Origin of the sequence: Mesorhizobium sp. LSJC280B00 (assembly GCF_000502835.1) — a bacterium.
Lineage (GTDB): Bacteria > Pseudomonadota > Alphaproteobacteria > Rhizobiales > Rhizobiaceae > Mesorhizobium.
Window position 1 is genome coordinate 498494 of the sequence record NZ_AYVL01000004.1, and the last position, 12373, is coordinate 510866.

Consider the following 12373-nt stretch of genomic DNA (forward strand, 5'->3'; position numbering starts at 1 on the left):
GGCTGTAGCGCGTGAGGAGCTCAGGCGGCCTCAGACCTGTGGATCAGATTCATGATGCCCTCGCTCATGCCGGCATAGGATCCGTCATTGATTAACTGGCCCTGAAGCCGGTAGTCGTTCATGACCAGAATCCTGTCAGCGAGCAGGATCATTTCGGGCATGTCGCTCGTGATCAGCAAAATGGCAGTGCCGTTGTCGGCGAGTTCGCGCAGCAAATCGTGCAGGTAAGCCTTGGTCTTGATGTCGATGCCGACTGACGGCTCGTCAACCAGCAAGATNAAACAACCTCAGATCGTCCCAGCCGATATCCATTTTGCAGAAATGAAAAACTCCTTGCGACCGTGGCTGTAGCGCAAAGCGGGCATCGTGCGCAAGTATGCAGGCATTGGAGGCGTTGGACAATCCTGCCCGGCGGGACAGGGACAAGCGCCTCGGCTGGCCAAGAAGCGAACTGAACCCTTTCGATCGCGCATGCGATTCGCGCAGAGGTTTTGCGCTTCCGACCAACCCAGGCGCGCAGGCATTCTGCGTACCAAAGGAGACGATCATGTTGGATGAACTTCGATACCGTTTCGCCCGCTGGATTGCCTATCGCCAGACGCTTGCGAGCTTGAGGCAGGCCCGGGACAGCACACTGGCGGATGCCGGCATTTCTCGCGAAGAGATCCGCGAGCGTGCCCGCCACGCCAGCTTGCGTCGTTGAGGAGCCGGGCATGCAGATGATGATGCTTTGGGATGGCCGCTCGGTACCGCGCATCGGCATCGGCACCTGGGCGGCGGGTGGCCCCGCGCGTTGGCGTGACACGGCGACAATCTATGGCGAGGTCGACGATATCAGGTCGCAAGCCGCGCTGGCGATGGCTTATGAGATCGGCGCGCGGGTGTTCGACACGGCTGCCGCCTACGGCGCCGGCAATGCCGAACTGATCCTCGGGCGGGCGTTGAGGGGTAAGGACGAAGCCGTCATCGTCACCAAGGTCGGCTATTTCGGCGATCCCGAAACGCGTAAGATCGCACCCGAGGATGCCTCTGCCGCGGCAATCCGGACATCGATCGACAATTCGCGGCAGCGCCTGCAGCGGGATTGTATCGACGTCGTGCTGCTACATATCAACGAGTATCCGATCGAGCGCGCCGGCGAGGTGTTCGATACGCTCGGCCTGTTGCGCCAAGAGGGCAAGATCGGCGGCTTCGGCTGGAGCACCGATCACCGCGAACGGCTTGCCGCCTACGCGCCGCGCGAGGGGTTCGTCGCCGTAGAGAACGACTTCAATGTGTTTACCCCGGCGAACGAGCTGATGGCCGTTGCGGCGCGCGAGAACCTCGTCTCGTTCAGCCGGCTGCCGCTGGCAATGGGGCTGCTCACCGGCAAATACACGCCGGCCATGCGGCTGCCCACCAACGATGTGCGCGGCGGGAATGCCGAATGGATGGTGTTTTTCAGGGATGGCGCCGCCAACCCGCACTATCTGTCAAGGCTCTCGGCAATCCGCGACCTGCTCACCTCGGGCGGACGCACGCTTGCGCAAGGCGCGCTCGGCTGGATACTCGCCAAGTCGGCAATCGCCTTGCCGGTTCCCGGCTTCACGCGGCCCGAGCAGGTCGAGGACAATCTCGGTGCGCTGGAAAAAGGGCCGCTGCCGGCAACGGTGATGGCCGAGATCGACGCCGTGCTGAAAATTGCCTGAGACTGCGTAGGGTGTGGTGAATCCGGAATTCGCATTGGCGATAATGCGACCAACTTCGATCTCTCTGATGTCTGCCGATATCGCATTTTTCTTAGTCAAGCTTCCGTGGCGCAATTGAACACGGACGGAGCGGCGGACACGCTCGAGTTGAAGGTCCGCCGCTCCGGTTTTCAGATCAAAGAGTGATGCTGCAACGGGAGATGGGTAGCGAGCTGCGCTTGAGCTGCGCCGCCGACCGCGTCGCTGTCGAGAGAGAGCGACCCGGTTGAGCTGTCAAAGATGATGTGGTGGGAACCATCATCCGTAGCCGTACCAGCAGGGGAAGTATGCAATGAAAGCCCGCCCGACTTAAGCTCGGTAAGAGCGGCTTGATCGAGGTGGAGCTTGTCCTGAAGCTTGCTGAAGTCGAAGGCATCGTTGCCTCCGTGGCCAGACATGATCTCGGCGGCGGCGCCGTTTTTTGCCTGGGCGCCGACACTTTCATCGGGCTGGACGGTTTGCGCGAACCCGTGGCGGATCAGGCTGGTTGCCGTCTTGTCGGATGGATCGTTGGTCGGGAGAAGTTCCGAGCCGGCCGAAAGAGAATGGCTCAACGAGGCCAATATGCGGTCAACGTTGCTGCCCTCGCTTACCTTGTCGCCGGCATTATCGTGGGTGGTGTCAGTCGAACTGCCATCGCTGGCGAGGAGGTGAGAAAGCGCGGTCTTGCCATGACTGCCATCGCTGGTGGTGGCACCGGAGGCGGCGGTATCAGTCGAACTGCCGTCGCTGGCGAGGAGGGGCGACAGCGCGGTCTTGCCATGACTGCCATCGCTGGTGGTAGCGNAGTAGTCGAACTGCCGTCGCTGGCGAGGAGGGGCGACAGCGCGGTCTTGCCATGACTGCCATCGCTGGTGGTAGCGCCGGAGGCGGCGGTAGTAGTCGAACTGCCGTCGCTGGCGAGGAGGGGCGACAGCGCGGTCTTGCCATGACTGCCATCGCTGGTGGTAGCNGTAGTAGTCGAACTGCCGTCGCTGGCGAGGAGGGGCGACAGCGCGGTCTTGCCATGACTGCCATCGCTGGCGGTAGCGCCGGAGGCGGCGGTAGTAATCGAACCGCCGTTGCCGGCGAGGAGATGCGAAAGCGTGGTCTTGCCATGATTGCTATCGCCGGTGGTGGCTTCGGAAGGGGCGGTGGCAGTCGAGGTGCTGCCGCCGGTGATGGTCTCGGCCGGGGCTGTGGCGGTCGAGGTGCCGCCGCTGGAGGTGGCTTCGGAAGGGGCGGTGGCGGTCGAGGTGCTGCCGCCGGTGGTGGCTTCGGAAGGAGCGGTGACAGTCGCGGTGCTATCGCCGGTGGTGGCCTCGGAAGGGACCGTCGCCGTAGAAATGGGATCGGTGGCCGCAGCTTCGGAAGGAGCAGTCCCGGCGGTGCTGAGATTGTGTTGCCGGAAAACGGCCTGCAGTTCCGGGGAGCTCTCAAGCGCGGTGTCGCCTCGCTGTGAACCCCAGGCGTACGCGTACTCGAAGGCGGGTGACGGAACCAGCTTGGCCCAGTGGTCCATCATGGTTTCCATCTGGGCGGCGGTGGGCACGACATATTTGCCACCCATGTCGGTGTTATAGTCGCCACCGCCAAACGTCTGGTAGCCTGGAATGATCTTGCTCGTCGGGATGCCCGATGCCTGAGCGGCGGCAACGAATTTATCGATCATGTTATAGTCGACCGCGCCATCCGTGCGGACAGGATAGACATCCACGCCGTAGTAATCGATACCGGTATTGGCGGGATTGTACGTGTTCGAAAAATCCGGATTCGCGGACGTCCCCAAGCTCATCATCGTGATGTAGGTCTTGGCGTCCGGCACATTGGCGTGAATCCAGTCGGATTCTGCCTTCAGATTCGCGGCGGAGGCGTAGGTGCCCCATTGGCCGGTGGGATCCGGCTCGTCGACAAGGAAGAATCCGAACAGCTTCGGATTGCCGATGAAAGGCGTGATCTTGTCGATAAAGGACGACGTCGCTCCGTCGGTTTCGTTGAGGTAGACCAAGCCCTTCATACCGTCCGGCAGCGCATTGAGTTGGTCAACAGATGAAACGTCGGCCAGATTGAATCCGGCTTGCGAAATTTCCGTGCCCGATCCACCTGACGTGTAATGCAGAGTTGTCATCCAATATTCCTTTTTCTGTTTCGACCGTGCCTACTTACAGACGGCGTATATTAGCGCCAAATCACATACCGACACCCTCTGACAGAAATATTGAGGTTTGAAGTAGGATTGAGCGTTGGAGGGGCGCTCCCTTCGAACTCGTTTCCGCAACGGTATCGACGACCAGCCAAGGATGGTTCTATTCGGGATAAGACTCGGCTAACTTGATCCGACCGTGTGGAGCTTGGCTCGAATGGCGCGGTCGAGAAGCCGTCCGACGCAGGACGGCCGGGAAATCTGAAAACCAGACCAAAAACAAAACCCGCCTAGCGGCGGGTCGTCAGTGCGAATCTGCACCGTACCCAAATTACTAGCATAGCTGCCGGCACAAAGCAAGAACAAAATGTGACACAATCGACGAAGCTGCCGATCTAGACGGCGCTTCTCCGAAATGCCAATGCGCCTCGCAGCCGGCATTGCCGCAACAGCGGTGCCGTGCAACATCGGCGGCTTGGAAGGAACCCCGGTGCTGTCTCGCCTGATCGCCGGCCTGCTGCTCGCCTGCGGATTGACCCACAGATCATGTATTCGCTTGCGCAGGCGTCGTGGGGCTACCCAGTTGCCTTTTCCGCGAGGCGACGGTTGGACTCAAACATCTTCTGCGGCATCCACCGAAAGCTCCTGATCATGACGTTCGCGCGGAAGAGGTTGGCCGGATTGGCCGCGAGGCTGGTGCAAGGCGATATATCCCAGACACCAGGGCGCGGACGAGCGGCTTGCGTACCGGCGTCTCGATGAAGCGCCAGACGATAAAAGAGGCAAGGAGGACCCCGGCCAACACGACGAAGAATGCGGCGTTCTTGCCGACATGAGGCGCCAGCGCGTTAAGCGAAATGTAGCCGATATACTGGTGCAAAAGATACAGCGGATAAGTCAACCCTCCGAGCATCATGATAGCCTTGGATGGAGCAATCACGGAGCGGAGCAATATCGCGCCAGCGAAGACTCCGTAGACCACTATATTGGCAGCGAGGAGGGCCGGATACGAAATGGCTGCGCCAAAGTGCTCCTGCATCCAGTTATGAGAGAACATTGCGGTCTGGCAAGACACCAGGAACGCGACGGCAAGAAACAGGAACGCAGCCGGTGAACGGCCCCTTGCAACGATGTCTTCCGCGAGGATGCCGGCGGCAAACAAAGGCGCATAGTTTGTAATGAAGAGAATGCGTATCACCGGGTTCCCAAAGAAGAACTCGTTGGTTGCCGAAATTGCGAGCCAGATGGCCGCGATGGGTATTTTCCAGCGCTGAAAGGCGCCGGCAAAGATCAGCACTGCAACCCAGCCGTAAAACAGGATCTCGAGCATGATCGACCAGTAGACGCCATCCATGGACGGCCTGCCGAAGAGGCGGGCGAACATGGAAAGATTGGCTACATAGGTTGGAACATCGGTCGGAAAACGCTGATCTTTGGCGACGACGAGAACAACAAACGTCGCGGTCATGCAGACGAGGAATCCGGGATAAAGCCGGGCGAAGCGGGCGACCGCGAATTCCTGCCAGGTTCGACCTTCGGCCGACCACGCGATGACGAAACCGCTGATCAGGAAAAACAGATTGACGCCGAGATAGCCGTAGATGGCGTAAGGTGCTGCGGCAGGATATTCCACGTCGAGATTGCCCGCGATCGCGCCGCCAAAAAGATAGTGAAAGAGCACGACCGCGAGGGCTGCAGCTAGGCGCAGCAGGTCGAGTGATGGCATGCGCGCCGGAATGGCCTTGCCTGCCGGTTCCACAGCTACCTCCCGCAGCCGTTTCAGCTTTTGACAACCATCAGCGGCCTGATCCGCAATACCAGTGCTAACGCGAAGACTGCAAACCGGCGGCAGGTCAAGCCTTTACCTTCTCAAGTACGAACAGCTGCTCGCAGGACAGGAACCGCAGGACGCTAAAAGAGCGTACCAGCTTGAGCCCCGCCGCCGCGAAATCCTGTCGTGCAACGGTGAGATTGACGGGATGAGGCGCCGACATCCTTCCGGTGATCAACTTCCGCAGCCTTAGCCGTATTCTCTGGAGGCGGGTGCCAAGGCCGTAGGATACGATCAGGCGACGGCTGGCAACGCGCGCGAGCTCAATGATAATGTCGCGCCTGAGATGTGGCGGGATAAGGTGAATGAGGCGAAGGCAGACCACCGTATCAAAGCTTTCGTCGGCGAACGGCAGCTGCGTCACGTCACATCGGATGAATCCCCGAAATCCGGATTGACCTTCATATGCTGATTTAGCCAAGGCCATCATTTCCATTGAAATGTCTGCAGCCAGCACCCGACAATTATGCTGGCCCAGCACGCCGGCCAGCTTCCCGGTTCCGCATGGGATATCGAGCACCTGAGATGGAGGCGGGCTGCACCTCTCCAGCGCCTTGGCGATGCAGCGTTGCTCCCGTCGCGCAATGACGTATGACGCAACGGTGGACAGCTTCAACCGGCCTGCATAGCCGTTCAGGTACCAGCTCGCAAAACTCGGATCTTGATATCTCTGTTTTGTCGGGAGCTCATAGGCCGCGACTGCCGCGACCTTGGCGTTGTAATTGGCAGGTATAGCCGTATTTGCCGCTGCCGTCTGATGTGGCTCGAGGTTCTCGCTCATATGCCTGCTTTCATACGATTTCTCCTGCAGATGAGATCGAAGATTTTTGTCCGACACGTTCATTGGATAGCCGACCAAGCTGCCCTATTGGCGATAGAGGGGATAAACGGCCAGTTGGCTGCGTCCATCACAGAGAAGGTTTCCAGAAGGCTGGGTGTCTCGCATCCCTCGAACGGATGAGACATGCCGAACTCATGACTGCCGCGCCCGCGCGGAAGTGTGCTGGGGAATAGGGCTACTGCACACCCCTTTCGGAGACGGAACGGTAAACGGACGGTAGGCAATCCGGAAGGATAGTCACCGAAACGCACTCCTTCCGTTCACGATTTTGGCGTCCGTCGATATCCTAACGTGACCACACCGTCATTCATACGGATGGCGCGGATTCCTGGCTCGTCGGCTAGACATCCCAGGAAGAGATGGGCGTTCGCTTCAGCAAATGGACATGACGTCACTGCCAGTAGGCTTCCCTCAGTCTGGATTGAAAGATGATCTTGGAGCTATTTGGGCCGTCCGGTGCTGGTAAGACGACGTTAGCGTCCGAGCTGGTGCACGTTTTGCGAGCTCAGGGCTACTGTGTTGTTTTGCAGACCGGTGACCGCCGACATCCGGTTAGGAGGGCCGCCTTCAAACTGGTCTCCGGCTTGCATTCAAAGTGGATCGGACAGCGTTCTCTCGGTGCAGAAGTGCTTAAGATTCTTCCACCCAAGAATGAGCTGTGGGCGGCTCGCCTGAACTGGCATCTTGAAGCTCTTCTTCAAGCTTGGCGCGCGGCAATAGCGTCCAATGACACGATCTCAATTTTTGACCAGGGTATGGTGCAATTCGTATGTTCACTGGTTTTGTTCAGCGGCGTAACGGATCGTGAAAGGGTGTCGCGCGCGCTCGAGCTTCTACCCAAACCGGATCTGCTTGTCCGATTGCAGGCGCCAAGGGAAATTCTAGAGGTCCGTCTGAAGGAACGCCGGCGTAACCTCGGTATCATTCAGAAGTTCCTCGAAGTCGATCTGCAGAGCAGTCTTGATCATATTGACCACGTTAATCTCATTGGGGAACAACTTGGATCGTTTCCCGTGCCAACAACTTGCGTCGAAAGTTTAGATTCGAACGGGCTCACAGCCGCCACAGAAATGATAGCGCGTGGAGTAATCGACAAGTTCGGCGCGGCGCGGGCGAAATTTAAAAGAGTTGAAGCTTAGAGAGATGCGGTTTTGAAGCGTCGATAAGAAGATATCCAATAATATGGAAAATCGAATTATTGAAAAGGAACCGCGCGAGTTGACATGACATGCGCTTTTCTCGCTACCAGACTGCCTTGGCGTTGACGTTAGCTGCTGTCAGCGCGATATCCATAGTTATCCACGGGGCGGTGAGTGGAGAAGACGTCGCATCAACAAAGTTCGTCGCGCCGGTAGCCATGGACCTGCCGGATTACCTGCACGCCGCGAAGGATGCGGCATTTGGCACAACTTTCACCCGAATAACCAAACCCGGAATCCTCGGCGCCGGCATCGCATGCGGGAGCAAATATTGCAGCCACCGCTATTCGAGCGCCCAGGCCTGGAATGCGGATCAGAGCCTTCTTGTCATCAGCAACGGCTGCGGCGGCTTATGCTTCCTGGATGGGCGCACCTACGCCCCGCTTTTTCGCCGTGATCGATCGACCGAATGCGAATGGCATCCTCACGATCCCGACCTGATGATCTGCGTCGGTGGTCGGAAAATCTCGACCTGGGCGCCACGCACCAATCATGAGGAGGTCCTGTTTGTTTCGACTGACAGTAGCAATCTCCAGTTCGGGCCATACAAAGGTAATCCAAGCCGAGATGGCAGCCGTATTGCCGTACGCGCGGTTCGCCGGGACGGCAAAGCGGTCGTCTTTGCCTACGATCTCAAACAGCGGCGGAAATTTCCGGAAATCAATCTCGCACAGCTTGTCGGGGCCAACGGCGCCTGCTCAATCTCGCCGCTGGGCGTCAACATCTTATGCATTCAGAACCTGAAAGACGACACTGAACAGACGTTCATCTTTTCTGTTGACGGCGTTCTGCGCCAGAAATGGACTGAGCATCATCGGCCTGGCCATGGCGACATGACCGTCGATGCCGACGGCAGCGAAATCTATGTGGGGATCAGTAAGTCCGATCCAGACATATTCCAGGTGATCAAGCGAAGGCTGTCAGATGGGAAAGTCACCTCGCTCATGAGATATGGTGAAGCACAGCATGCATCGCTCAGGTCGCTGGACAGGCCCGGTTGGGTGTTCCTTACCTATTCGGGCAATCCGGACGAAGTATCGAAATATCCGGCTTGGGCGCCGTATGCGCGGGAAGTCATCGCGTTGCGCATCGACGGCAGCGGAGAGGTCCGGCGCATTGTGCAGACGAAGAACGTTCCATTCGACTACTGGAGTGAGACCCACGCCTCGCCGTCCCCGGACGGTTCACAGGTGATCTGGTCAAGCAATTGGGGAGTACCCGGCGGCCCGGTTTACGATTTCGTCGCCCGTATTGACTGGCCGGAAGGATCAGACACTGGCTCGAGAGCATTAGCCGCGAGCGGTCTTCAATAACAAAACCTTCCGGTCGCCTATGGCGATATGGCCGATCGTGCTTGCTCCATTCACGCTTTTAACGCCTCACGTTCAACTTCGCCGCCATACGGCTCCGTTCGATGTCGATTCATTCAAACGGACGACGACAGTGGCCAAGCCTGCACCTAGCGTGATTGTGCAGTTTGCAAGGCTTATGACACTTGCCGGAATCCTACGAATTACAGCGATGACGTCGGGTGACGGCTTGTATCGCCAAGGGCGCTCGCGCCGGAGCTCACTGTTGATGTCACGGCCGAGAAAGGAATAGCAGATGGATACGGATAAGCGAGCCGAAGAGAATGCCTCTTTCAACCCTGAGTTGTTAGAATGGTTGGTATGCCCAATGACCAAGGGCTCACTTGCCTGGGATTCGGATCGCGATGAACTCGTTTCGAAGAGCGCAGGACTTGCCTATCCGGTTCGCGACGGCATTCCAATCCTGCTAGCCTCGGAGGCACGGACGATCACCTCCCGCGTGGTCAAACTTCGCGCATCCAGACGATGATGGGAGCCGCGCTAAAGTAGGCGGCTTTCCGACGACAGCCAGCAATGACAGGAAAGTGTGCCGCGGAGCGCGAGCCGTTTGTCTGCGGACCACTCTGCGCTCGGCACCCGGGCAGTGCCGACCTCTTTGATGCAACGCGCGGCGACCTGAACCGGCTGGGTACGGCGGCCCGCTGCCGGGACAGGGTTTGCGTCATTTAAACAGACGAGGACAGTGGCAAGACCTGCCCCTACCGTGACCTGGGCGAGATGGGTAGCGAAACCAACACCATGAAAGCAAATTCAAGGGCCGGCCACTTCGCGCGATCGGGCTACAGCGAACGGTCAGGAGACGCAGGATGAATCCGCATCTGGTGTGTGTCGGAGGCGAGGATCATGCCCTGCGAATTCCGTTCTTGATGTCGCTGCGAGAGAAGGGATTCCGTGTTACTGCGGTGTCGAGCGGCGGTGAAGCCGCATTCCTGCGGCATGGCATTCCGCATCGCAGCTACGGTTTCGACCGATTTTCCAGCAGCAGCGGAGAATGGGCCGCCATCAGAACCATTCGAAAGCTGATGGCGGAACTCCGGCCGGACATTATCCAAAGCTTCGACACCAAGCCCAACCTGGTGACGCCACTTGCGGTGCGCGGAAGCGTTCCAGTCGTGCGCACTATCAACGGTCTGGGCTGGACGTTCTCGTCCCTGGAACCGCGCGCCCTTGCCCTGCGCCCAATCTTTTGCGGACTGCAATGGCTTTCGTCGTTATGGACGGCGGCTACGGTGTTCCAGAATCGGGACGATCAGGCATTCTTTGAACGCTACCGACTGATCGGACGCGGCAGCGGACGAGTGATCCGCAGTTCTGGAATCGACGTCGATGCGTTCGCCATGGCAAGGCATCTTGCCCCGTCGGCGATGAAAATGCGCGAAGAGCTTGGGCTCCAATCCGCCGAGATCGTAATTTTTGTCGGCCGGCTAACGCGCCAGAAAGGCATCCCGACACTCCTCAAGGCAGTCCCTCGCATCCTGTCGGAAAGGCCCAATGCCCGTTTCGTGCTTGTCGGCCCATTGGAATCCGAGGGCCCATTTGCAGTGGACAAGGCTGAGATCGATCGACATGTGCCGCATGTCATCGCCTTGGGTCCACGACGCGACGTTCCTGCCCTTCTTGGCATGGCCGATCTGTTCGCCTTTCCAACACAATACCGAGAAGGGATTCCGCGCGTCCTGCTGGAGGCAGGGCTCGCGGGATTGCCTATCGTCGCCTCGATGATGCCTGGTTGCAATGAGGTGGTCGAGGACGGATGGAACGGCCATCTCGTCCCCCCGCACGATGCGAACGGCCTTGCCTCTCGAATTATAGAGGTCCTGTCCGACCGCCGGAAAGGACGGACCATGGGCGCTCGCTCTGTCGAGCTCGTCCGGACGCAGTTCTCGCTGCCCTGGGTGGTCGAGCAATATTGCGATCTCTACGACAATGTCCTTAGTGCCAAATCCCAGGGCGGCTTCGCTCGACCGGCATCGCCGGTGTTGCTTGAAGAGCCTGCTGCAAACCGCGGATCGGGTGGAGCGCGCCGATGATCCGGGACGCGATCCTGGCCTGCGGCGTGGCCATGTCGTATGCGGCGCAGCTCTCAGTTCCGGGCTTGCCCTTCGGCTATGGCGAATTGTTTCTCGCGCTTTGGATCATGCTGTCGATCGGGCGGGTGCTCGCCGGCGGTCACTTGGTAGTCAGGCCCGCCCTGATCCGTGTTGCGGGCTTCTGGCTGATCATCACGCTCGCTCTGGGTATTGGCACCATCGTTGGCTACCTGACCACGGTACTGTATCTGTCGGTGGTGATGCACGATGGGGTAGCCTACCTGCTGCTGATCTGCGTCACCTGCCTGGCCGCCGCGGAGCCCGACGCGGATCGCCGTCTGCGCAGTGCTGCCTGGTGGGTGGTCGCGATTGCGAATGCATGCTTTATTGTTCAGCTGGCACTTGGATGGGGTTGGATCCACCAATCCGGCGTCGATCCCTGGTACTGGGATCGCTTCCGAGGCTGGTCCGAGAACCCCAACCAGCTCGCGCTCTATTGCGCACTCCTTGGTCCGCTCGCCTTGCATCTTGCGACGACTACAAGCAAGCCGTGGGCGAGGTTGGCCGGGCTCAGCAGCCTTATCCTGATCATCTATGTCGGAAGGCTGACGAAGAGTGATACCTATCTTTACACGACGGTCCTGGTCGGCCTGATATTTCTTGGGCTGCGGGTTCGGACATGGCTCGCAGCCGGTGACGGCAAGGTCAGCCTGTCCCGGCAAGTTACCCTCCTGCTGATGATTGGCTTCCTTCCGTTGGCCATGTCGATGACGCCTTACATCGTCACGGAGGTGGGCAGCGTCGAACAGTTCGCCTTGAGTCTTACCAAGGACAAGGGCGGCGAAGCGACCGCCGAAACCGCTGCACTTCGAATCCATCTCTGGGGAGATGCATTGGGCAAGGGCCTAACGTCAGGATCCCTGGGCCTTGGTCCTGGCCCGCATCTGGAGCGCCCGCCCATTTCCTACAGCCAATTTCTGCCCCGGCCTTTCGAGGCTCACAACACGATTCTCGATCTGTACACTCAAGGTGGTTTGGTTGCGGTCCTGGCCCTGGCCTGGATTGTCGGCGCGGCGGCTTTATGCGCATGGCGTGCGAAGCTCGATGCCCTGTTCGTGCTGGTGGTGTCGATCGTCATCTTCGGAATGCCACATCTGATCATCCGCCATCCAATCGTGTGGTTTGCGCTTACCATTTGCCTTGTTGCCGGAACGCCGCGAACGATTTCGGCAACCTCTAGCGACCTGAGGTGA

Annotated in this window: 12 protein-coding genes; 7 read left to right on the top strand and 5 right to left on the bottom strand. The window is 58.9% G+C overall.

The window, feature by feature from the left end:
* Positions 1-20: 20 nt before the first annotated feature.
* The gene (locus X773_RS48560; RefSeq protein ID WP_023675600.1) at positions 21-275 is read right to left on the bottom strand and encodes a hypothetical protein; all 255 of its coding nucleotides are present in this window, start codon (positions 273-275) and stop codon (positions 21-23) included.
* A gap of 272 nt (positions 276-547) precedes the next feature.
* Here X773_RS48560 and X773_RS76270 point away from each other — a divergent pair, with 272 nt between their 5' ends.
* Positions 548-703 carry a DUF1127 domain-containing protein gene (locus tag X773_RS76270; protein ID WP_156937304.1) on the top strand — a complete coding sequence of 52 codons (156 nt, stop codon included), beginning with the start codon at positions 548-550 and terminating at the stop codon, positions 701-703.
* Positions 704-713: 10 nt separating this feature from the next.
* Complete coding sequence (locus X773_RS48570) at positions 714-1688, top strand: aldo/keto reductase (RefSeq protein WP_023675602.1); 975 nt, start codon at positions 714-716, stop codon at positions 1686-1688.
* 170 nt (positions 1689-1858) lie between these two features.
* Here the strand turns inward: X773_RS48570 and X773_RS48575 are convergent, their stop codons facing one another.
* The 4 genes from X773_RS48575 to X773_RS48585 form a co-directional block, all read right to left on the bottom strand.
* Positions 1859-2281, bottom strand: coding sequence for a hypothetical protein (locus X773_RS48575; protein WP_031211432.1), 423 nt, complete (start codon positions 2279-2281; stop codon positions 1859-1861).
* Positions 2282-2316: 35 nt separating this feature from the next.
* A complete protein-coding gene (locus X773_RS77985) occupies positions 2317-3834 on the bottom strand; it encodes a hypothetical protein (protein WP_023675604.1) in 1518 nt (505 codons plus the stop codon).
* A gap of 664 nt (positions 3835-4498) precedes the next feature.
* Positions 4499-5608, bottom strand: a complete 1110-nt coding sequence (locus X773_RS48580; RefSeq protein WP_023675605.1) for an acyltransferase — start codon at positions 5606-5608, stop codon at positions 4499-4501.
* A 94-nt stretch (positions 5609-5702) separates the two neighbouring features.
* Positions 5703-6524: a class I SAM-dependent methyltransferase gene (locus X773_RS48585; protein WP_084640985.1), complete on the bottom strand. Its 822-nt coding sequence runs from the start codon at positions 6522-6524 to the stop codon at positions 5703-5705.
* A gap of 425 nt (positions 6525-6949) precedes the next feature.
* Here X773_RS48585 and X773_RS76275 point away from each other — a divergent pair, with 425 nt between their 5' ends.
* The 5 genes from X773_RS76275 (at position 6950) to X773_RS48610 (ending at position 12373) form a co-directional block, all read left to right on the top strand.
* Positions 6950-7660, top strand: a complete 711-nt coding sequence (locus X773_RS76275; RefSeq protein WP_023675607.1) for an AAA family ATPase — start codon at positions 6950-6952, stop codon at positions 7658-7660.
* Between the two features lie 89 nt (positions 7661-7749).
* Positions 7750-9033 (top strand): hypothetical protein, encoded by a 1284-nt coding sequence (locus X773_RS48595; protein WP_023675608.1) that lies wholly within the window; start codon positions 7750-7752, stop codon positions 9031-9033.
* 292 nt (positions 9034-9325) lie between these two features.
* Positions 9326-9559, top strand: coding sequence for a Trm112 family protein (locus X773_RS48600; RefSeq protein WP_023675609.1), 234 nt, complete (start codon positions 9326-9328; stop codon positions 9557-9559).
* 337 nt (positions 9560-9896) lie between these two features.
* Positions 9897-11120, top strand: a complete 1224-nt coding sequence (locus tag X773_RS48605; RefSeq protein ID WP_023675610.1) for a glycosyltransferase family 4 protein — start codon at positions 9897-9899, stop codon at positions 11118-11120.
* Complete coding sequence (locus X773_RS48610; RefSeq protein ID WP_023675611.1) at positions 11117-12373, top strand: hypothetical protein; 1257 nt, start codon at positions 11117-11119, stop codon at positions 12371-12373. Before X773_RS48605 ends, X773_RS48610 begins: the two co-directional genes overlap by 4 nt.